The organism is Ruegeria sp. BHSB196 (assembly GCF_059613135.1).
In genome coordinates this window covers 73213-94893 of record NZ_JBXWRY010000004.1, presented here as the reverse complement: position 1 = coordinate 94893, position 21681 = coordinate 73213, and the positions used below count along the sequence as shown (strand labels likewise).

The window sequence follows — 21681 nt, the reverse complement described above, 5'->3', positions numbered from 1 at the left end:
CCGGCGCGGCTTGCCTGTCTTTCTGACCTTTGCGATTTGCCGAAGGGGCATCGCGCCACCTTTGCATCAGGTGCGGCGCTACCTTGTGCGCCGATGTCCTAATGGAGTGCTAAAGGGACCGCGCCTTATTCCATCAATTTGACTCAACGGATTTTTCAAAGCCGCCTTTCCAGCTTGCGCGCGCCGCGAACGGCAAACCGGTCTTTTTGCCCGTTGCGGCCATAGGTTTCGAACCCTTGTGCGATCCGTTTCATTTCGGCGATACGCCGGGCCACATCCCGGATGCCGTCCATCGCTTCGTTCAGCAAGACCTGGTTGCGCCTGATCTGATCCTGCAGCCGCTGAAACCGCGCCGGAGACTCCCCGGATTGCGCGCCAAGGGCTTCGATCAGGGCTTCCTTTTCCAGAGTCATGTCCGCGAGTTCATCCAGCCGGCCGTCGATCAATACCGTCCGCTCCCGCTCGAGCAGGCTTTCGAGCGCCGAGATCGGGTCATTCCCGCCGCGTGGTTTCATTCTCGGCACCTGCGAGTGTTCTGAAGAGCAATTCCGACAGCCCTATGCCGCCCGCCCTGGTCAACTGCTCCGCCTGTTGGCGCACGAGCAAGGAGGCAAACTGCGCCTCGCCCGCGCCACCACCGAAGGACTCGCTCGGCTTGCCGAGGCCGGCGGATTTGAGCATTTCAGCCAGAAAGGCGGATTCCAGATCCTGCGCCGCCTTCCAGGCGGCGTCCGCTCTCCGGTCGGGTGTCGGCCAGACGCCTGTTGGCGGCCGTGTATCGGATATCTGCATTCGAAACCTCAAGAGTTGCCGTGACCTCTCGGGATCAAAGTCGAGAGCGGTTAAAAAAAATGAAACCTCATTCAGTCGAAGCTGCAGTCGTCAACAAGGCGATGCGATTCGATGCAACCGACAAACACGCTCTCCCCGATCCCGATGGAAAACGGCCCGGTTCGGCAAGACGGAGGTCAAACTGCGGACCGGCCGCGAGACTCGCGGAAGGGAGATTCGTTTGCAGACCACGTTTCGGACGGTGCCAACACGGCCGATCCGTCGTCCGAAACCGAAGAAACGCCAACGGAAGCGGCTGCAGAACACGACGACATGTCGGACCAAGCAGACCGGTTCGACCTAAGCGGCCCCGAAAAGGTCAGCGCCGGTTTGTCGTCCGGCACTCCGGAATTCGCACCAAGGGCAGCGGCACGCGACAGGAGCAACGGACGTGAAATCAGCGAAGCAGATCCCGGCAAAACCTTGAACGCCGACGACACGCCGTCCGCCGCGGAAACAGCCCCTTCGGGCGCCGCCATGGCCAGCGGGTCGGACCGCCAAGCGCAATCCGAGTCATTGATTTCCCCAAACTCGGACTTGGCCGATGTTTCGCCCATTGCATCGCCGGACATGCCTCGGAAATCAGAGCAGGAGGCGGTGGCTCAAAGTGTCCGGGACAGTGGCGAAGTTGCGCGTCTGAATCCAACGCTCCGCGACTTGAGCCCGCCGGGACAACACCTTGTCCACAACGCCCGGCAGCCAAACGGCGATCGGGGTAATCTGCCGCTCCACCACCCTGCCGACGCGCCGAATCCGACAGGGACGGGTGCCATTCCACCGTCAAGGTCCGGGAAAGAATCGTTCCTGCTTCTGGGCGGCAGCATCCCGGCCTTCGAGCCATTGTCGGTTGCGGCGCGTTCGGACTTCGGAAACAGTCCGGGCGTCGAAACGGTCAACATCGCGGAAACGAATGAGGCGTCTGGCGGTGGGACGCACACGAGGGCTGTCGAAACGCCCGGGCAACCGCCACAGATCCGGCCCAACCCGGCACCGGCCATCGCCGCGCAACTGTCGGCCGCAATCGTCGCGCGGCCCGCAGCGGACCGGATCGACGTGATGCTCAGCCCCGAAGAACTGGGGCGTGTTTCCATGTCCCTGAACTCCCGGGACGACGTGCTGGTTCTGTCGATTTCCACGGAACGCCCTGAAACGCTGGACCTGATGCGAAGAAACATCTCGGACCTGTCCGCGGAGCTGCGCGAGCTGGGCTACAATTCGATCTCCTTCGACTTCGCAAGCACCGGCGGCGGCAATGAAGCGCGCGACCGTGACGATCCGAATGAAGCACCCGACGGCTCGGCCCGTCAGCCTGAAACGCCAGCAGCACTTCCCGCGCCTCCTCGCATTGCCGGGCGCGGGCTGGACATGAGGATTTGATCGATGAGCACCTCGGTTGGAGCGATCACGCCAGGCAATCCCAGCCAGACACCTGCCGCCGCCGCCCCTCGATCCTCGGCGCTGACCTCGGACTTTGAGACCTTTCTGCGAATGCTGACCGCACAGGCGCGGAACCAGGATCCGCTCGAACCGCTCAGCTCGTCAGATTATGCCGCGCAACTCGCCCAGTTCTCCATGGTCGAGCAACAGGTCAAGACAAACGAGTCCCTGTCACAACTCGTGGCGCGATTGAGCGCGCCCGGGCTCGCCGAACTGGCGCAATGGGTCGGTCTGGAAGTGACGGCCCGCGCCCCCGCACATTTTTCGGGAGAGCCGGTCACAGTCCTGCGCGCGCCCGTTCCGGACACCGACACGGCGTATCTCAAGGTTACTGACGCCGCGGGCAATGTGGTTGAACGGTTCGAAATCCCCGCTGCGGCGGACTCGGTTGTCTGGGACGGGCGGGACGCGTCGGGCGCCATATATCCTTTTGGTTTCTATTCCTTCTCGGTAGAAAGCTTCAAGGCCCGGAAACTGGTTGACGAATCCCCCGCCGCGATACGGGAACGGATCGCCGAAGCCCGGCTGCAGGACGGCGGCACCGTTCTGACTCTCGGGCGCGGACAGAAGATTTCGGCCTCGGATGTCGTCGGAGTGCGCGCGGACGGTTGATCTGGCTGTCTGGACGGGCCAAACCGGGCGAAACGGCTGCATCAAGGGAGTCGGCCCCGCCCGTGACCAACCTGCCCCCGCGCAAACTGATCGAAGAACTGCACCGGCGGACGCTGATTGCCGGCACCGTACGGTTCGAGTCCCTGTTTGGCGGACGGACCAACAGAGTTTGGAAGCTGCTGGACCGCAGCCGGGACAAGGTGCTCAAGCTGTACCGCTCCGATTTCAAAAACCCGCTTTTTCGCAACGATGCACGGCTCGAGGCCGAATGCCTGCGGGCGCTGCGCGACACGGGCTTTGTTCCTCATCTTCGCGCCACGGGAAAGTGCGGCGAGGAAACCTGGGTTCTGTACGATCACGCGCCGGGTACGAATTGGCAGAACGATCCGGCGCCCGTTGCCCGAACGCTCCGAAACCTCCACGAGTTCCAAGGCAACATCGTCGTGCCGGAAGGGTGCAACGGCAGCGACGACATCGCGCGCCAAACGGTGGAAATCCTGCAGCTATGCAGCCCGCAGGATCGCAGCAGACTCGAGGCGCTCCGCCCCGGTGGCCACGTGCCGCCCCTTGCCGAGACCTGCCTGATCCACGGAGACCCTGTTGCGGGGAACGTGCTGGATGCGCAGGGTCACATCACCCTCATCGACTGGCAATGCCCCGCGCTGGGCGATCCCAGCGAGGATCTGGCGCTGTTCCTGTCTCCGGCAATGCAACAGCTCTATCGCGGCCGTCCGCTCGGGTCGGAAGAGATCCGGATGTTCCTGGCCGCCTATGGCGCCCAGGACATCGTCGCGCGCTATCGGGCACTGCGGCCCTGGTACGGGTGGCGGATGGCGGCATATTGCCTGTGGCGCAGCCGGAACGGAGCGCCGGACTATGAAATCGGCTACGGCCTGGAACTGGACGCGCTGGCCGCAGGTTAGGCGTCAGAGATCCGCAATCCCCATCGCGGCATAGGCCGGCGGCATAAGGACTCGCCGGAAGCGCCCGAAGGGAAACTTGTCGGGCCGCCGGGTCATGGGGGCGGGAAGCCCTGCTGTCTCGCCGCAGGCAAGCCTTGCAAGCGCCCGCCCGCCATAGGTTCCCATCGCGACGCCATTGCCGTGATAGGCAAAGCCGGCGAACATCCCGTTTCGTCCGGGTACCGGCCCGACATAGGGGGTCAAGCCCCGCGACAGGCACACCATGCCCGACCACAAATGCCGCGCCTCGACATGGGACCATGCCGGAAACATCGACTCGAAGTCCCGCCTGACCCTGGCGCGGATCGATGCCTCGGCCCGAGGAGACGCGCACAGCCCCCCGCGCATTCCAAACAGAAACCGCCGGTCCGGCATGAGCCGAAAATAGTGCAGCAGGTTTCGGGTGTCATAAGCGATCTGATCCGATGTCCAGCCTTGCGCCTGCAGTTCGGCCTCGGTCAGCGGGCGCGTGACCATGACCGTCGATTGCGCAGGCATGTACCGGCCGGCCAGCCAGTCCGGAACATCCTCGCTGGAATACCCGTTGGTGCAGATCAGAACCGTGTCGCATTCGACCCGGCCATTTGATGTGGTCACGGAATGGCCCGAGCGCGCGCTTTCGATGGACAGCACCGGCGATTTCTGGAACAGCAAGGCCCCGGTTTCTTGGGCCACACCGGCGAGCCCGAAGAGGTACTTGCGCGGATTGAGCCCAAATCCGACCGGGTTCGTGAGGCCGCCGAAGAACCGTCCTCCAAGCCCGAGCGCAGGCAGTTCGTCCGGCTCGTGAACAATGTCATCCTCACCGGCTTCGCGCCGCAGCGTGGCCATCGCGCGCGACGAATGCGCCAGTTGCGTTTCGCCGTGCGAGTGCCGGTCGGCATCGATCCGGTGTTCTTCGAGCAGGTCCGAGACCAGTGCGACGGCATCGCGCTCGGCCCGCTGGTACGCATCCGTTGCCGCCTGACCAAAACGCCGCGCCATCGCGGTCTGGCCGAGTTTCGAGCCGCCCAGACAACAAAACCCGCCGTTGCGCCCCGAGGCGCCCCAGCCCGGAGACTCGGCTTCCAGAACGGCGACTTCGGCGCCGGACCGGGCAAGATGCAGGGCGGCGGAAATCCCGGTGAAACCGCCGCCGACGATGGCCACGTCCACGCGCAGGCCCCCGGAAAGAACCGGCCAGTCCGGGGCGGCAATGGTCTCATCCCACCAGCAGCCGGTCCGGGGGCCGGGGCCATACGTGTAGTCCGGAAAGATTCGTTTCATTGCACGCGCGCCGCGGCCTGTTCGTCCTGTCTCTGCCGCATCATCGCGCGTTTGGTCACCAGAGATGCGGTGATCACGCCTATGGTCACGATACCGATCATGATGGTGGAAAGCGCATTGATCTCGGGGCTGACGCCAAGCCGGACGGCCGAAAAGATCTTGATCGGAAGCGTGGTGGCCGACGGGCCGGTGGTGAAGGAGGCGATGACCAGATCGTCAAGCGACAGGGTGAACGCCAACAACCACCCCGAGATCACCGCAGGGGCGATGATCGGCAGCGTCACAAACCGGAAGGCTTGCGATGGAGAACAGCCGAGATCCAGCGCGGCCTCTTCCAGCGACCGGTCGAACGTCACCAGTCGCGACGACACCACCACTGAAACATAGCACATCGAGAAGGTCGTATGAGCAAGCACGACGGTAAGGACACCTCTCTGAAACGTACCGTCTACGGCCAGATATCCTGCTAGATTAAACCCAAAAGCAAAATCCAATCGCTCCAGAAACGGATTCCAAGTATTGGCAATCGGTCCCACAATCTGGTTCACGTAGGGTTCAACGCCGATGAACAGCAGGAGCAGCGAAAGACCGGTGATCACCTCGGGCATCACCAAGGGCGCATAGATCATGCCCGAGAACAGCGTTCGGCCCAGGAACCGCCCGCCGCGCACAAGGACATAGGCCGCCATCGTGCCCAGGATCGTTGCCAGGGTCGATGAGAATACCGCAACCCGCAGCGTGACCCATGCCGCGTCCAGAAACGCCTCGTTTCGGACCAGTTCTCCGTACCACTTGGTCGAAAAGCCGGCCCAGACCGTCACAAGCTTGCTTTCATTGAAGCTGTAGACGATCAGGATGACCATCGGGATATACAGAAACGCAAAACCGAAGGTCAGCGAAACGACGTTGAACCAGCTGAGCCTGCTCATTGATCCGCCTCCGACTGCTTTTGCTGGTTGCGCTGGAACAGCACGATCGGAATCACAAGGATCAGCAGCAGAACCACGGCCACGGCCGAGGCCACCGGCCAGTCACGGTTCGAGAAGAACTCCTCCCACAGGACTTTGCCGATCATCAGTGTTCCCGATCCGCCCAGCAGCGACGGAATGACGAATTCGCCGATCACCGGGATCATGACCAGAAAGCAGCCTGCGATGATGCCCGGCCGCGACAGGGGCACTGTCACCAGCCAGAAGGCTTGTGCGCGTGAGCATCCCAGATCTTCGGCGGCTTCGATCAGCGAACCGTCCAGCCGGTCGAGCGCCGCGTAGATCGGCAGGATCATGAAGGGCAGGTAGGTATAAACGATACCGACATAGACGGCGGTTTGCGTGTTGAGGATGGTCAACGGCGTGGAAATGATCCCGGTCCACAGCAGGAGCTGGTTGAGGTAGCCCTCGTTGCTCAGGATGCCCATCCACGCATAGACGCGGATCAGGAACGAGGTCCAGAACGGCAGAATCACCAGCATCATCAGCGTCGGGCGCCACTCCTCGGGCGCGCGCGCCATTCCATAGGCGATGGGATACCCGACCAGCAGGGTCAGAAAGGTGGAAACGACCGCGATTCTGAGGCTGGAAAGGTAAGCCTTCCAATAGAGATCGTCCTCGGTCAGAAAGACGAAATTCTCGAAATCCAGTTGGCTGACAAAGGCCCAGATGCCTTCGGCCCAGTCGAATTGCGGCACATAGGGCGGCCTTGCGATCGCCGCGTCCGACAGCGAGATTTTCAGAACGATGACGAACGGCACCAGAAACAGCGCCAGAAGCCACACATAGGGAATAGCTATGAGGACGAAGCGCCGCATCAATCCGCCAGCAGAACACCCGCCGTGGCTGTCCAGGACAGCCAGACAGGGTCTTCCCAGGTAAAGGAGCGGCGCGAGATCCGGCGGGTGTTCGCGGTTTGCGCCTTGATGATCGTGCCGTTGACCAGTTCGACGTGATAGGTGGACAGATTGCCCAGATAGGCGATGTCATGCACCTTGCCCTGCACGGCATTGGCGGCATCCGTCGGCCGATCCGCCGAGATCGCGACCTTTTCGGGGCGAATGGCCAGGTGACAGGCTTGGCCCTTGTCGAGGGACCGGCTTGAGGTTGCCTTCAGCGGCTCCTGCCCTTCGGCCCAGTCGATGAGATAGGACTCCCCGCCATCGGGAAGCGCGCGGCCCTGGATGATGTTCACGTCGCCGATGAAATCCGCCACATAGACCGAGTTCGGGCTTTCATAGATCCTGTCGGGCGTCGCCACCTGCATGAGCCTGCCCTGATCCATGACGGCCACGCGGCTGGCAACCGTCATGGCTTCTTCCTGATCGTGGGTCACGATCACGAAAGTGGTTCCGGTTTTTTCCTGAATGTCCATCAGCTCGAACTGGGTGTCCTGCCGCAGTTTCTTGTCCAGCGCACCCAGCGGCTCGTCCAACAGCAGCAGTTTCGGCGCCTTGGCGAGCGACCGCGCCAGCGCCACCCGCTGCCGCTGGCCGCCCGAGATCTGGTGCGGCTTGCGGCGGGCGAACTGTTCCAGCCGGGTCAGGCGCAGCATCTCGTCCACCCGGGCCTCGAGGTCGCGTTTCGGCATGTTGTCGCGGCGCAGGCCGAAAGCGATATTGTCCCAGACGGTAAGGTGCGGAAACAACGCATAGGACTGGAACATCATGTTGACCGCGCGTTTGTTCGGCGGAATCGGGTCGATGTCCTGCCCACCGAGCATGATGTGACCCTCGGTCGGCTTCTCGAAGCCTGCCAGCATCCGCATCATGGTGGTCTTGCCGCAACCGGACGGTCCCAGAAGGGCAAAGAACTCCCGTTCGTAGATGTCCAGGGACAGGTCGTCGATCGCCGTGAATTCACCAAACCGCTTGGTGACGTTCTGGAACTGGATCAGGGGTTTCGCCTGCGGGTCATCCCACGGCGCGAAGGTGGTTGAGTTCAAAACGGCCCCCGTTGCGCTGATTTCACCGGTCGGAAATGGATTGGGCGGAGCGGTCTCGAATCCGCTCCGCCGCGCCGGTTCAGGTGCCCGACTTGATCTTGGTCCACAGGCGCGTCACCGCACGCTGGGTTTTTGCGGGATAGGGCGTGGTGATGTAGAGGTTCTTCATGGTTTCTTCGTCGGGATAGATCGCGGGATCGCCGATCACGTCCTCTTCAAGAAACTCCTGCGACGCCTTGTTGCCGTTGGCGTAGTAGACATAGTTCGACGCCGCCGCCATGTTTTCCGCATCCAGAATGAAATTCAGGAACGTGTGCGCCCCTTCCGGGTTCGGCGCATCAACCGGAATCGCCATCTGGTCGAACCACATCAGCGAGCCTTCGGCAAAGGGGTGGTATTCGATCACGACGCCATTGTCGGCCTCGGCGGCCCTGTCTCGTGCCTGCAGGATGTCACCCGACCAACCCACGGCTACGCAGATGTCGCCATTGGCGAGCGCGTTGATGTATTCGGAGCTGTGGAATTTCTGCACGTAGGGCCGGACCGCCATCAGAACCGGTTCGGTCTTTTCGATCACGTCGGGGTCGTGGCTGTCGGGATCCTCGCCGATATACTTGAGCGTCATCGGAATGATTTCGGTCGGGGCATCCAGAAAATGCACACCGCAGGCGGCCAGTTTCTCCATGTTCTCGGGCTTCAGGACGAGGTCCATGCTGTTCAGCGGCACGTCGTCGCCAAGCACTTCCCTGACCTTGTCCACATTCACGCCGAGCCCGGTGGTGCCCCACATGTAGTTGATGGAATAGGCATTGTCCGGGTCGTAACCGGCGGTCCGCTCTTGGATGACATCCCAAAGGTTGCCGGCGTTCGGCAGCTTGGACATGTCGAGTTCCTGAAAAGCGCCTGCCTGGATCTGGCGCTGCAGGAAGGTGCCGGACGGAACCACCACATCGTACCCCGATCCGCCCGCAAGCATCTTGGTTTCCAGCACCTCATTGCTGTCGAACACGTCGTAGATCAGCGTCAGACCCGTCTCTTCCTCGAATTTGGACAGCAGATCCTCGTCGATATAGTCCGACCAGTTGTAGACACGCACCTCTTCGGCAAACGCGGCCGTCGTGCCCAGCGCAATCACGGCCGTGAGTGTCATTGATTTGAAAGTCATCTTCTTCTCCCTGCATTTGTGCGGCTATTTTCCCGCTTTTTTGGATTTGATCAAGTTTTTGCTTTCTGCAGCATTCCGGTTTATGCTTTCACGGGGCACAGACCCTTGCAAGTTATGACCAACGAGACCAGAGCAAACTCATTGAATATGATCAAAAATAAGGCGTCCGGACAGGAATCGGGCCAGGGCAAGCGCCCAGCGCATGACCAAGTGTATCGCACGCTGCGGGATCAAATCCTGTTCGGCGAGATGGTGCCGGGGCAGTCGGTGACGATCCAGGGGCTGACTGATTCGCTGGGCGTTGGCATGACCCCTGTCCGCGAGGCCATCCGCAGGCTGATCTCTGACGGTGCCCTGATGTTTCAGGGCAATCGGCGGGTGAGCGTTCCGGTTCTTTCCAAGGCCGATATCGAGCAGCTCATATTCGCCAGAAAGGCAATTGAATCAGAGCTTTCCCGACGCGCGGCCGGCGTCATGAATGCGTCCGGCATCGACGAGCTTGCGGCAATTGACGCGCAGTTGGACGACTGCATCGAGGCCGGGGATGTCGGCGGCTATCTGCGTCACAATCATGCGTTTCACGCGGCACTGTATTCCCACGCAGCCGCCCCGGTGCTCAGCGATCTGGCCGAGCGGCTCTGGCTCCGGTTCGGCCCGTCGCTCCGAATCGTCTGCGGCCGTTTCGGCACCCAGAGCCTGCCGGACCGCCACAAGGACATCATCGCCGGTCTGCGGGCCGGAGACCCCGACCGGGTGGCGGTCGCCATGCAGAACGATGTCGAGCAGGGCATGGAACTGATGGCGGAAGTCCTCTCGAAATAGCTCTTGAAGCGCGATTCGATTGACTCCTATTAATTTGATCATATTCTGGCCCAAACCGTTTCCGCAGGAGAGTCCGCAATGTCCATGATCACCAACCACATGCCGACCGCCGAGTTGCAGGCGCTGGACGCCGCGCATCACATGCACCCGTTCTCCGCGAACGGCGAATTGGCGAAAAAGGGCGTCCGGGTGATAACCCGCGCCAAGGGCGTCTATCTGACCGACAGTGACGGCGAGGAGATTCTGGACGCGATGGCGGGGCTGTGGTGCGTGAACATCGGCTATGGCCGGAACGAGCTTGCGGACATCGCAGCCCGCCAGATGCGCGAACTGCCCTACTACAACACGTTTTTCCAAACGACACACGTTCCTGCCATCGCGCTGGCCGAAAAACTCGCCAGCCTCGCGCCCGGCGATCTCAACCATGTCTTTTTTGCTGCCGGCGGCTCCGAAGCCAACGACACCAACATCCGGATGGTCCGCACCTACTGGGCCAACAAGGGCAAACCGGAAAAGAACGTCATCATCAGCCGGAAGAACGCCTATCACGGCTCCACCGTGGGCGCCGGCAGCCTGGGGGGCATGGTGCACATGCATGCGCAGGGCGGAATGCCGATTCCCGGCATCCACCACATCAACCAGCCCAACTGGTGGGCCGAGGGCGGCAACATGGACCCCGAGGAATTCGGTCTCGCCCGTGCCCGTGAACTCGAAGAAGCCATCCTTGAGCTTGGCGAGGATCGGGTCGCGGCCTTCATTGCCGAGCCGGTGCAGGGCGCCGGCGGCGTCATCGTTGCGCCCGACAGCTACTGGCCGGAAATCCAGCGGATCTGCGACAAGTACGAAATCCTCCTGATCTCCGACGAGGTCATCTGTGGCTTTGGGCGCACCGGAAACTGGTTCGGTGCCCAGACCGTCGGTATCCGGCCGCATATCATGACGATCGCCAAGGGCCTCAGCTCGGGCTATGCGCCCATCGGCGGATCGATCGTATGCGACGAGGTGGCCGAGGTGATCGCCGGGTCGGAATTCTATCACGGCTACACCTATTCGGGGCATCCCGTTGCCGCCGCGGTGGCATTGGAAAACCTGCGCATCCTCGAAGAAGAGGACATCATCGGACATGTCCGGAATGTCGCCGCGCCTTACCTCAAGGAAAAATGGGAGGCACTAATCGACCACCCGCTGGTCGGCGAAGCCAAGATCGTCGGCATGATGGCTTCGATTGCGCTGACCCCCGACAAGGACACCCGCGCCAAGTTCGCCGCGGACCCCGGCACCATCGGCTACATCTGCCGTGACCGGTGCTTCGCCAACAATCTGATTATGCGCCACGTCGGCGACCGGATGATCATCTCGCCGCCTCTGATCCTGACACCGGCGGATATCGACGAGATGTTCGTTCGGATCCGCAGGTCTCTGGACGAGGCGCAGGCCGAGATCATCGAACAGGGCTTGATGAAGGCCGCGGCCTGAGTCGCGCGCCGTCGTTGCGTTGCGCTGGCCGGCCACCCGCGTGGCCGGCCGGTTTCCTTTCACGTCCGATCAGGAAAAGGCACGTGGCTGCCCGCGCAGTCTGATCGTGAGCCGCCCGATGCCTTCCAGCCGACTCGATGCCGCAAAACGCCAATGATGCGTCGCAAAAAGTCACGGATGCGACGCGTTCCTGCATTCAAATCTCGCAAACCTGTTTCGGAGACCCGACGCGCCGGAACGCTCGGGATTGTTTTCGGTATTTCCGAAATGGTGTTTAATTCGTGCCAAGCTGTGTCTATGCTTGGCATGTCTGGATGGACAAAAAGTGCAGGGCAAATCTGCCGGAATGAAATGGGGAGCCCAACTTGGCTGACGCTTCGACCAATGACGCGTTCGTTGAATTTGAACGTGTGCAAAAAAGCTATGACGGCGAGACGCTGGTCGTCAAAGACCTCAACCTCACGATGCCCAAAGGCGAATTCCTGACGATGCTGGGGCCGTCAGGCTCGGGCAAGACCACCTGTCTGATGATGCTGGCCGGGTTCGAGACCGCGACACATGGCGACATTCGCCTGGGCGGCGTTTCGATCAACAACATCCCGCCCCACAAACGCGGCATCGGCATGGTGTTCCAGAACTATGCGCTGTTTCCCCACATGACCATCGCCGAGAACCTGTCGTTTCCGCTGGAAGTGCGGAAGATGGGCAGGTCCGAGCGCGAAGAAAAGGTCAAGCGGGCACTCGACATGGTCGAGATGGGCGCCTTTGGCGGCCGGCGTCCCGCGCAGCTGTCCGGCGGGCAGCAGCAGCGGATCGCGCTGGCCCGCGCGCTGGTGTTCGAACCGGAACTGGTTCTGATGGACGAACCTCTGGGTGCACTGGACAAGCAGCTGCGCGAGAAGATGCAGTTCGAAATCACCCACCTGGCGCACCGGCTTGGCATCACCGTCGTCTATGTCACCCACGATCAGACCGAGGCCCTGACCATGTCGGACCGGGTGGCGGTGTTCAACGACGGCGTCATTCAGCAGCTCGCACCGCCTGACGTGCTCTACGAGGAACCGGCCAATAGTTTCGTCGCCCAGTTCATCGGCGAGAACAACACGCTGGAAGGCGAGGTCAAGGAAATCCGCGACGGCATCGCAGTGGTGAAGCTGGACGATGGCGAGTTGATCGACTGCAAACCGGTCAATGTCGGAAAGCCGGGGGAACGGACCCGCGTTTCGATCCGTCCGGAACGGGTGGAGTACAACAAGGACCGGCTGAAGGCCGGTGCGCACACGCTCAAGGCTGAGGTTCTGGAGTTCATCTACATGGGTGACATCTTTCGCACCCGACTTCGCGTCGCCGGCAACGATGAGTTCATCATCAAGACCCGGAACGCGCCGGACCAGGTTCGCCTGCAACCCGGTGAGCATATCGAAATTGGCTGGCTGCCGGAAGACTGTCGGGCTCTGGACGCCTGATGCGGCACAGTCTGTGCACCCGGCGCCAAGAACCGGGGGCAGATACCTGTCGGAACGAGAATTCAACAAGGAGAGAGACCAAAATGAAGCTATCGAAATTGTCTGCTCTGGTTGCCACCACGGCGCTTTGTGCGCCGGCAGCCTTCGCGCAAGAAATGGCCAACGAGATGACTCTCGTGTCCTGGGGCGGCGCATATCAGAACAGCCAGATCAAGGCTTATGTCGAGCCCTATCTGGAAATGCATCCCGATCTCAAGGTTGTCTGGGACGAAAGCTCGGCCGAGGCCACCGCCAAGATGCGCGCCATGACCGAAGCGGGCAACATCACCTGGGATCTGGTGGACGCCGTGGCGTCGGACGCCATGCGGATGTGCGACGAGGGCCTGATCGAAGAGATCAACCACGACGAAGACCTCGCTCCGGCGCCTGACGGAACTCCGGCCTCGGAGGACTTTGGCGATCTGATCGTCAGCGACTGCTTCGTGCCGCAGATCGTGTACTCGACCACCTTCGGCTATCGCACCGACCTGGTCGGCGACACCCCGCCGGACAGCGTCTGCGCGATCTTCGATCTCGAGACCTATCCGGGCAAGCGCGCCCTGCAGAAACGCCCGATCGACAACATGGAATGGGCGCTCTACTGCGATGGCGTTGCCAAGGACGAGATCTATGACGTTCTGAGCACGCCCGAAGGCGTGGACCGCGCCCTGGCCAAGCTCGACACCATCAAGGACCAGGTCGTCTGGTGGACAGCCGGCGCGGAAACTCCGCAGTTGCTGGCCGATGGCGAAGTGATCATGGGCTCAACCTTCAACGGTCGCCTGTTCTCGGCCATCGCCGAGCAGAACCAGCCGATCGCGATGCTCTGGGACATGCAGTCGTTCGACCTTGACGGCTGGGTGGTTCCTGCCGGCCTGCCCGAAGACCGCAAGGCCCGCGTAATGGACTTCCTCAAGTTCGCAACCGACACGCAGCGTCTGGCGGATCAGGCCAAGTACATTTCGTATGGCCCGGCACGCGCCTCCTCGGCGCCGCTGGTCGGAAAGCACGCCGAACTGGGCATCGAAATGGGTCCGCACATGCCGACCGATCCGGCCAACGCAACCAACGTCCACATCTATGACTATGAGTGGTGGGCCGACAACCGCGATGATCTGGACGCCAAATTCCAGGCCTGGCTGGCCAGATAACCGCACAATTCTGTTGCAAGGGGGCCGGGCGCCCCCTTGCGACCAACACGAACCGGCGACACCTGAGCGCCGAAAAAGCTGCATCAAGCAGCTGATGAACGGGGAAAACGATGGCCGACACGACTCATTCCGGTCCGGTTCTTGCCGCTGACGGAACACCGCTGAAACGCAGCTTGGCGCGCGCCTTGCGCATGCAGAAGCTGCGGGCCTTGCTGCTGGTCGCTCCGCTGCTGTTCTTTGTTCTGATCACCTTCCTGCTTCCGATCGCGGACATGCTGTTCCGGTCGGTCGAAAACAACATCGTGGCGGATACGCTCCCCAATACCGTGGTCGCCCTGCAGGACTGGGATCCGGACTCGGGCGAAGCGCCGGACGAAGCGGTGTTCACAGCACTGGCCGCCGACCTCAAGGTTGCGGCCGAAGAAAAGACACACACCCGCGTCGGCACGCGCCTGAACTATGAAAACCCCGGTGTTTCCTCGCTGTTCCGCAAAGCCGGCCGGCGGGTCAGCAAGTGGGATGAATCGGATGCGCCGTTCAAGGACAAGTTCCTGGACATGGACGAGGACTGGGGCGACATCGCGATCTGGCAGACCATTCAGACCTATTCACCCAAACTGACCGACGGATACTTCCTGAACTCCGTGGATCTGAAAAAAGGTCCGGACGGCGTCGAGATCAGGCCGGAAAACGAACGGATCTACATCAAGCTCTTCATCCGAACGTTCATCATGTCGCTGGTGATCACCTGCGCCTGTATCGTGCTGGGCTATCCCGTGGCCTGGCTGCTGGCCAACCTTCCGTCGCGCACCGCCAATATGCTGATGATACTTGTGCTGCTGCCGTTCTGGACCTCGCTTCTGGTGCGAACCTCGGCCTGGAAGGTGATGCTCCAACAACAGGGCGTGATCAACGAGACACTGGTCTGGCTGGGACTGGTATCGGACGATGCACGCCTGGTGATGATCAACAACCAGTTCGGCACCATCGTGGCGATGACACACATTCTGCTGCCGTTCATGATCCTGCCGATGTATTCCGTCATGCAGACGATCAACCCCTCCTACCTGCGCGCGGCGAAGTCGCTCGGCGCAACCAACTGGACGGCCTTTTGGCGGGTCTACTTCCCGCAGTCGGTTCCCGGTATCGGCGCGGGCAGCATCCTCGTCTTCATCCTCGCCATCGGCTACTACATCACCCCCGAACTGGTGGGCGGCACCAAGGGCGTGTTCATCTCGAACCGGATCGCGTTCCACATCTCGACCTCTCTCAACTGGGGGCTGGCCGCGGCGCTGGGCACAATCCTGCTCGCGGTGGTTCTGCTGCTCTACTGGACCTATGACAAGATCGTCGGCATCGACAACGTGAAGCTGGGATAAGAGACAATGGCCCTTACGATCGTCCAACCTCAAACCCCCGGATTTGTCGCAACCGTGGCCGCCTGCGCCGGAGGACTGTTCGGCCTCTTCGTCGGCACGGCCCAAGGCTCCGGCCTTCTCGGTGTCGTTGTCGGAGCGGCGCTGCTGGCCGCACTGGGCTTTCTGCTTGCAGGGATGCGGGACAAGGAAAAGACCATTCGCTGGATCCTGTTCGCGGTGTTTCTGGTGGCAGGCTTCGTGCTCGGCGGCATCTCGGCCGCGCTGGTGGGCGCCTTGTTCGGCTGGTTCGCCGGGTGGTTCATCTTCTGGCTGGCCACGTCCCGCTACCGTACGACTCTGCCGCCCTATCTGACGGCGGGGCAGGTGCTGTGGCACTATACCTTCCGGGTCATCTGCGGCGCGATCTTCGTCTTTCTGATCACTCCGATCCTGGTGGTCATGCCGCTCAGTTTCAACGCGCAGGACTTCTTTACCTTCACGCCCGAGATGCTGCGCTTTGACCCTGCTGGCTATTCGATGAAGCACTACGAGGACTTCTTCAACAACCCCGACTGGCAGCAGGCGCTCTGGAATTCGCTCAAGATCGCGCCGATGGCGACCCTGCTTTCGGTCGGCTTCGGCACCCTGGCCGCCATCGGCCTCAGCCAGCCCTACGTGCCGTTCCGGCGCGCCATCATGGCCATCCTGATTTCGCCGATGATCGTGCCCCTGATCATCTCGGCCGCCGGCATGTATTTCTTCTACAGCCGCATCGGCTTGCAAGGCACGTATTTCGGCGTCGTCCTGGCGCATGCCGCATTGGGCATTCCGTTCGTGATCATCACGGTGACGGCGACGCTGGTGGGCTTTGACCAGTCGCTGACGCGGGCCGCCGCGAACATGGGGGCCGGTCCCGTCACCACCTTCTTCCGCGTGCAGATGCCGCTCATTCTGCCCGGCGTGATCTCGGGCGGGCTGTTCGCCTTCATCACCTCGTTCGACGAAGTGGTCGTGGTTCTGTTCGTCGGCTCCGCCGGACAAAAGACCCTGCCCTGGCAGATGTTCACGGGCTTGCGGGAACAGATCTCGCCGACGATCCTTGCGGTGGCGACGCTCCTCGTCGTGATCTCGATTGCGCTTCTGACCACGGTCGAGTTGTTGCGCCGCAGGTCGGAACGGCTCAGGGGCATGACGCCCAGCTAGAACAAGGGGGCCGGATGGCCCCCTTCGGTCATCTCAGACTTTCGAGCAACTGCAGCGACGGATATCCATCCGGCAAGAGACCCTGTGCCAGTTGATACGATCGTACCGCGTTGATGGTGAGCGGTCCGATCCGCCCGTCGATCTTCTGCGTGTCGAACCCGGCCGCGGTCAGGCGTTGCTGCAGTTCCTTGCGTTCGGCAAAGGTCAAGGCCCGGTCGCCGCGCGGCCAATCCGCCTGGATCGCCGCCCCGCCGCCGATGCGGTCGGCCAGATGGCCCACGGCAATCACATAGGCATCCGCGGTATTGTAGCGTTCCAGCACCTCGAAATTGTCGAAGATCATGAAAGCCGCGCCATGGCCGCCCGCCGGCAGCAGGATCGAGGCCGGCCCATGATCGGGCACTTGCCGACCGTCGATGCCGACAACCCCCAATGCGGCCCAGTCCGAAGGCGACCGCGTGAGGTCGCGCCGCGCCGTGGCATAATCGAAACCCTTGGGCAGCCGAACCTCGACGCCCCAGGGCTGTCCCTTGGTCCAGCCGAACCTGGCCAGGTAGGACGCGGTCGAAGCAAGCGCGTCCGTGGGATCGTCCGACCAAATATCCCGCTTGCCGTCACCGGTGAAATCGACCGCGTGCTCAAGGTAGGAGGTCGGCATGAACTGCGTATGCCCCATCGCCCCGGCCCAGCTTCCATTCATCTGCGCAGGTGCAACATCGCCCGCTTCGAGGATCTGGAGGGCCGCGATCAACTGCGTCTCAAAGAACTGCGCGCGCCGCGCGTCGAAGGCCAGCGTGGCCAGCGAACGGATGGTGTTGTTGCCGCCCCGGAACGTGCCATAGGCGCTCTCCAGCCCCCAGATGGCGGTCACGACTTCCTTTTCGACGCCGTATCTGGCCTCGATCCGCTCCAGTGTCGCCCCGTGCCTGTCCAAAGCGGCCTTGCCGTTCTGAACCCGCGCCTCGGACACCGCGGTGTCGAGATAGTCCCAGATGGTCTTGGTGAATTCCGACTGGTTGCGATCCAGCCGGACCACATCCCTGTCATAGGTCACGCCGCGAAACGCCCGGTCCAGCGTCGTTGGCGAGATCCCATGTTGCTGGGCGCGCAGCTTGAACGCGCCGATCCACGCCTGAAACCGCGCGTTCGAGGCGTTTGCCGCCACCGGTTCACCTCCGTTGGCCGGGCGCAGCGCCGGGCGCAAGGACGCTGTCAGGTCGGCAGAAGCCAGTTGCAGGTTGCCTTCGGCCCGTCTTTCCTTTGGCCGCGCAAAACTTGTCGATGTGTCCGCTGACACGCCTGTAGCCCATATTGCGGCGAGGACGACGCCACTCACGCATGTTCGCATTCCGGATTTTCCCGATTGTCTGCTCTGCCCCGAGGATACCGCGAATCCCGCCTCCGACAAAGGGATTACGACTCTGCCCCGCGATCTTTCGCCGCCCGCCCGGACCGGAGCGGCTTGAGTGGGTGGAACGCGACCTTCAGGCGATAACCGCCTTCCTGTGGCAATCCCCGTTCCTGATGGGTGCCAAACCGACATCCGCCGATCTCGGCGTGGCCCCGATGCTTGCGGCGATGCGGGCGACGCCGGTCGAAACCCGCCTGACGCGGCGGATCCGGGGGGACGCGTTACTGGGCGCCTACAACGAACGCATGGATCGCGCTATAACCCTGCCATGAGACCATTTGCGGATCCTGCGGTGGCTGCCGCCTTCGATGCCTTTCCGGCGCACACGCGCCAGGGCGTGCTGGCGCTGCGCGACCTGATTTTCGAGACCGCCGACGGCATCCCTCAGGCGCAGCCATTGGAGGAGGCGCTGCGCTGGGGCCAACCGGCCTATCTCGCGCCGCGCGGCACGACCATCCGCCTTGGGTCGCACAAATCGGCAAACTTTGCCCTGTTCGTGCATTGTCAAAGCCGGTTGATGGGCGATTTCTCGTCCGCCTTTCCCGGCGACGACCGGATCGACGGCACGCGCGCCATCCTGTTCGACACATCGGACCAGATCGACGGCACCCGCCACGGCTGGCTGATCGCGCGGGCGCTGACCTATCACCTCTGACGGCGCTTGCGTTCGATCTTGCGCCGGATCTTGTCCTTCTTGCGCTTAGTGCCGGCCACCTTGCGCCGCACGCCGCGACCGGCTGGCGCGCGCCCGCGCGGCAGGGCCTGATCGTCGATGGACAGCAATTCCAGTTCCAGCCCGCCGGTGACAGGAACCGCCTCGGTCAACCGGACGGTCACGCGCTGGCCTATGGCGATCAGCAGACCGGTATCCGACCCCATCAGCGTTCCCGCCTCGCGGTCGAAATGGAAGAACTCCCGCCCCAACGAGCGCACCGGCACCAGCCCGTCCGCACCGGTCTCGTCCAGCTTCACGAAAGCGCCGAACCGGGCGATGCCGCTGATCCGGCCGGAGAATTCATTGCCCACCCGCTCGCTCAGATATGCGGCCAGATACCGGTCGTTCGTATCCCGTTCCGCCATCATCGAACGACGTTCGGTATCCGAGATGTGGTTTGCGGTTTCCTCCAGCCGCTCGATTTCGTCCTGCGTCAGCCCATCCTTGCCCCAACCATGCGCCGAGATCAGCGCACGATGCACGATCAGATCGGCGTAGCGCCGGATGGGTGAGGTGAAATGCGCATAGTTCCTCAGTGCCAAACCGAAATGACCGAAGTTCTCGGGGCTGTAATAAGCCTGCGCCATCGACCTGAGCGTGCTGAGATTGATCAGTTCGGCGTCCTCGGTCCCGGCCGCGGCATTCAGCAGGGCGTTGAGGTGGCGGGTTTGCAGAACCTGCCCCTTGGCCAGCGTCAGCCCGGCGGCCTGCGCCGTTTCGCGCAGCGCCTCGAGCTTCTCCGGGGCCGGCTCCTCGTGCACACGGAAGATCAGCGGGCTGCGTTTGGCGATCAGCGTTTCGGCGGCCGAGACATTGGCGAGAATCATGAATTCTTCGATCAGACGGTGCGCGTCGAGTCTTTCGCGAAACGCCACGCTTTCCACATGGCCGTCATCGCTCAGCACGATCTTGCGCTCGGGCAGGTCCAGATCGAGCGGTTGCCGCGCCTCGCGCGCCGTCTTGAGCGCGCGGTAGGCCGCGTAGAGCGGGTTGAGCACCCCGTCCACCAAAGGCCCGGTGCGATCGTTGGGCGCGCCGTCGATGGCCGCCTGCACTTCGGCATAGTTCAGCGATGCAGCCGACCGCATCAAACCGCGAAGGAACCGGTGGCCGATCTTGTTGCCCTCCGCATCGATCTGCATCCGCACCGCGATGCAGACCCGCGGAACTCCTTCGTGCAGGGAGCACAGATCGCCGGACAGCCGGTCGGGCAGCATCGGCACAACACGGTCAGGAAAATAGGTCGAGTTTCCGCGCTTGCGGGCTTCGCGATCCAGGGCCGTTCCGGGGCGGACATAGGCCGCGACATCGGCAATGGCGACCCAGATCACATGCCCGCCCGGGTTCTTCGGATCATCGTCGGGATGGGCATAGCAGGCGTCGTCATGATCGCGCGCGTCCGACGGGTCGATGGTCAGCAGCGGCAGGTCGCGCAGATCCTCGCGGCCCTGCAGCCCGACCGGCTTGCACCGGTCCGCCTCTTCGATCACGGCATTGGGGAAGTCGTCGGGGATACCGTGCTGGTGCACCGCGATCAACGAGACCGCCTTGGGCGCCGACGGGTCGCCCAGCCGCTCGACGATGCGCGCCCGCGGCAGGCCCAGGCGGTTCTTGGGGCCGGACTGTTCGGCTTCGACCAGTTCGCCATCCTTGGCGCCCATCGCCGCCGCGTCGGGCACCAGCCATTCGGTCTGCCCGGCCTTGTCGATCGGTACGATGCGCCCGCCTTCGGCTCCTTTGCGGTAGATGCCGACGATGCGGCGCGGACTGGAGCCGATACGCCGGATCAGGCGGGCTTCGTAATTGTGGTCGTCCTCGTGCACCAGCGTCAGCCGGGCCAGAATCCGGTCGCCTTCGCCCAGCGCGGGATCGCTGGCGCGCGGCAGAACCAGAACGATCGGCTCGACCCCTTCGCCGTGCCATTCCAGCGGGCGGGCGAACAGATCGCCGTCCGCATTGGGCGCCTTGACCTGCAACACGCTGACCGGCGGCAGGCGGTCCGGGTCTCGATAGCTGCGCCGCCGTTTTTCCAGATGACCTTCGGCCTCAAGCTCCTTGAGAATGCGCTTGAGGTCGATCCGGTCCGCGCCCTTGAGCCCGAAAGCCTTGGCGATGTCGCGCTTGGAAGTCAGGGTCGGATGCGCGGAAATCCAGTCGAGGATTTCCTGCTTGGAGGGAATGCGAGTCATGTCCCCGCCGTAGCACGCCGGGCATCGCCCGTCATCGCAAAACCGACCGCGGCCGGCCGCGGTATCCGACCCGTACCAGATCCGCCAGTGTGTCCACGTCGCGCAGCGAATCCAGAAGCGCCACGCGACGGCCCGCAACCGCGTCCAGCGTGTCGGCCAGGGCGTGTTCCGAGGACCATCGCACCGTGTCGAACACGGTCTCGGACAGGATACCGGGGCGTTTCACACCGATCAGCCAGAACCCGCCGTCCATCGCCGGACCAAAGACCAGCTCAGCGCCGCCGAGCGCCTTGAACGCCCGCGCAATGTGGTGTTTGGCGACGCCCGGAATATCTGCGCCGATCAGACAGACAGACCCCTTCGGCGCCGAGCGCAATTGCCGAACCATGCGACGACCCAGATCGCCCCGCCCCTGCCCGGATCGCCGTAAATCGAAGGGCCAGACACGGCTGGCAAGCCCCTCGCGATCCGGCGACACAGCCAGCACGATCAGCCAGCGCGGATCGCGCAGTCGGCGGATCAGCGACCGCGCCTGATGCCGGAACCACCATGCCGCGTCCACCATCCCGGTTTCGCGCCCCAGCCGGGTCTTGACACGCCCAGGTCGCGGTTCCTTGACCATGATGATCAGGGTGCGGCGCATG

At 62.7% G+C, this 21681-nt stretch carries 21 protein-coding genes; 11 read left to right on the top strand and 10 right to left on the bottom strand.

Annotation, left to right across the window (positions count from 1 at the left end; translation table 11 throughout):
- Window positions 1-155: 155 nt before the first annotated feature.
- Together AC2FNJ_RS04485 and AC2FNJ_RS04480 are read right to left on the bottom strand one after the other, a co-directional pair.
- Window positions 156-515 carry a flagellar biosynthesis protein FlgN gene (locus tag AC2FNJ_RS04485; protein WP_496762752.1) on the bottom strand — a complete coding sequence of 120 codons (360 nt, stop codon included), beginning with the start codon at window positions 513-515 and terminating at the stop codon, window positions 156-158.
- Window positions 493-792 carry a rod-binding protein gene (locus tag AC2FNJ_RS04480; protein WP_496762751.1) on the bottom strand — a complete coding sequence of 100 codons (300 nt, stop codon included), beginning with the start codon at window positions 790-792 and terminating at the stop codon, window positions 493-495. Before AC2FNJ_RS04480 ends, AC2FNJ_RS04485 begins: the two co-directional genes overlap by 23 nt.
- Before the next feature lie 111 nt (window positions 793-903).
- Between AC2FNJ_RS04480 and AC2FNJ_RS04475 the strand changes: the two genes are divergently transcribed.
- From AC2FNJ_RS04475 to AC2FNJ_RS04465, 3 genes are all read left to right on the top strand, one after another.
- Window positions 904-2208, top strand: a complete 1305-nt coding sequence (locus AC2FNJ_RS04475; protein ID WP_496762750.1) for a flagellar hook-length control protein FliK — start codon at window positions 904-906, stop codon at window positions 2206-2208.
- A gap of 3 nt (window positions 2209-2211) precedes the next feature.
- Window positions 2212-2880 carry a flagellar hook capping FlgD N-terminal domain-containing protein gene (locus AC2FNJ_RS04470; RefSeq protein WP_496762749.1) on the top strand — a complete coding sequence of 223 codons (669 nt, stop codon included), beginning with the start codon at window positions 2212-2214 and terminating at the stop codon, window positions 2878-2880.
- 62 nt (window positions 2881-2942) lie between these two features.
- Window positions 2943-3803, top strand: a complete 861-nt coding sequence (locus AC2FNJ_RS04465) for a phosphotransferase family protein (protein ID WP_496762747.1) — start codon at window positions 2943-2945, stop codon at window positions 3801-3803.
- Between the two features lie 3 nt (window positions 3804-3806).
- Here AC2FNJ_RS04465 and AC2FNJ_RS04460 read toward each other — a convergent pair whose 3' ends face one another.
- The 5 genes from AC2FNJ_RS04460 to AC2FNJ_RS04440 all read right to left on the bottom strand — a co-directional run bounded on the left by AC2FNJ_RS04460 (window position 3807) and on the right by AC2FNJ_RS04440 (window position 9207).
- Window positions 3807-5108: an NAD(P)/FAD-dependent oxidoreductase gene (locus AC2FNJ_RS04460; protein ID WP_496762745.1), complete on the bottom strand. Its 1302-nt coding sequence runs from the start codon at window positions 5106-5108 to the stop codon at window positions 3807-3809.
- Window positions 5105-6037 carry an ABC transporter permease subunit gene (locus AC2FNJ_RS04455; RefSeq protein WP_496762744.1) on the bottom strand — a complete coding sequence of 311 codons (933 nt, stop codon included), beginning with the start codon at window positions 6035-6037 and terminating at the stop codon, window positions 5105-5107. Before AC2FNJ_RS04455 ends, AC2FNJ_RS04460 begins: the two co-directional genes overlap by 4 nt.
- Window positions 6034-6915 (bottom strand): ABC transporter permease subunit, encoded by an 882-nt coding sequence (locus tag AC2FNJ_RS04450; protein ID WP_496762742.1) that lies wholly within the window; start codon window positions 6913-6915, stop codon window positions 6034-6036. The genes AC2FNJ_RS04455 and AC2FNJ_RS04450 overlap by 4 nt, the downstream gene beginning before the upstream one ends.
- Window positions 6915-8042, bottom strand: coding sequence for an ABC transporter ATP-binding protein (locus AC2FNJ_RS04445; protein WP_496762740.1), 1128 nt, complete (start codon window positions 8040-8042; stop codon window positions 6915-6917). Before AC2FNJ_RS04445 ends, AC2FNJ_RS04450 begins: the two co-directional genes overlap by 1 nt.
- A 79-nt stretch (window positions 8043-8121) precedes the next feature.
- Window positions 8122-9207, bottom strand: a complete 1086-nt coding sequence (locus tag AC2FNJ_RS04440) for a polyamine ABC transporter substrate-binding protein (RefSeq protein WP_496762738.1) — start codon at window positions 9205-9207, stop codon at window positions 8122-8124.
- A gap of 147 nt (window positions 9208-9354) precedes the next feature.
- On the opposite strand from AC2FNJ_RS04440, the gene AC2FNJ_RS04435 reads away from it, so the two are divergent.
- The 6 genes from AC2FNJ_RS04435 (at window position 9355) to AC2FNJ_RS04410 (ending at window position 16722) form a co-directional block, all read left to right on the top strand.
- Window positions 9355-10029, top strand: coding sequence for a GntR family transcriptional regulator (locus AC2FNJ_RS04435; protein WP_496762737.1), 675 nt, complete (start codon window positions 9355-9357; stop codon window positions 10027-10029).
- Window positions 10030-10107: 78 nt separating this feature from the next.
- On the top strand, window positions 10108-11505 hold the full coding sequence (locus tag AC2FNJ_RS04430) for an aspartate aminotransferase family protein (protein WP_496762736.1): 1398 nt from the start codon (window positions 10108-10110) through the stop codon (window positions 11503-11505).
- A 365-nt stretch (window positions 11506-11870) separates the two neighbouring features.
- Window positions 11871-12971, top strand: a complete 1101-nt coding sequence (locus AC2FNJ_RS04425) for an ABC transporter ATP-binding protein (protein ID WP_496762735.1) — start codon at window positions 11871-11873, stop codon at window positions 12969-12971.
- Between the two features lie 83 nt (window positions 12972-13054).
- Window positions 13055-14161 carry an extracellular solute-binding protein gene (locus AC2FNJ_RS04420; RefSeq protein WP_496762733.1) on the top strand — a complete coding sequence of 369 codons (1107 nt, stop codon included), beginning with the start codon at window positions 13055-13057 and terminating at the stop codon, window positions 14159-14161.
- 110 nt (window positions 14162-14271) lie between these two features.
- Window positions 14272-15540: an ABC transporter permease gene (locus AC2FNJ_RS04415; RefSeq protein ID WP_496762732.1), complete on the top strand. Its 1269-nt coding sequence runs from the start codon at window positions 14272-14274 to the stop codon at window positions 15538-15540.
- 6 nt (window positions 15541-15546) lie between these two features.
- On the top strand, window positions 15547-16722 hold the full coding sequence (locus tag AC2FNJ_RS04410) for an ABC transporter permease (protein ID WP_496762731.1): 1176 nt from the start codon (window positions 15547-15549) through the stop codon (window positions 16720-16722).
- Window positions 16723-16750: 28 nt separating this feature from the next.
- Here the strand turns inward: AC2FNJ_RS04410 and AC2FNJ_RS04405 are convergent, their stop codons facing one another.
- Complete coding sequence (locus AC2FNJ_RS04405) at window positions 16751-18070, bottom strand: lytic murein transglycosylase (RefSeq protein WP_496762729.1); 1320 nt, start codon at window positions 18068-18070, stop codon at window positions 16751-16753.
- A gap of 122 nt (window positions 18071-18192) precedes the next feature.
- Here AC2FNJ_RS04405 and AC2FNJ_RS04400 point away from each other — a divergent pair, with 122 nt between their 5' ends.
- A complete protein-coding gene (locus AC2FNJ_RS04400; protein WP_496762728.1) occupies window positions 18193-18405 on the top strand; it encodes a glutathione S-transferase C-terminal domain-containing protein in 213 nt (70 codons plus the stop codon).
- Window positions 18402-18788 (top strand): DUF1801 domain-containing protein, encoded by a 387-nt coding sequence (locus AC2FNJ_RS04395; RefSeq protein WP_496762726.1) that lies wholly within the window; start codon window positions 18402-18404, stop codon window positions 18786-18788. The genes AC2FNJ_RS04400 and AC2FNJ_RS04395 overlap by 4 nt, the downstream gene beginning before the upstream one ends.
- Here AC2FNJ_RS04395 and rnr read toward each other — a convergent pair.
- Together rnr and AC2FNJ_RS04385 are read right to left on the bottom strand one after the other, a co-directional pair.
- Complete coding sequence (rnr, locus tag AC2FNJ_RS04390; RefSeq protein ID WP_496762724.1) at window positions 18779-21037, bottom strand: ribonuclease R; 2259 nt, start codon at window positions 21035-21037, stop codon at window positions 18779-18781. The genes AC2FNJ_RS04395 and rnr overlap by 10 nt on opposite strands.
- A 31-nt stretch (window positions 21038-21068) precedes the next feature.
- Complete coding sequence (locus AC2FNJ_RS04385) at window positions 21069-21680, bottom strand: TIGR04282 family arsenosugar biosynthesis glycosyltransferase (protein ID WP_496762870.1); 612 nt, start codon at window positions 21678-21680, stop codon at window positions 21069-21071.
- Window position 21681: the final 1 nt, after the last annotated feature.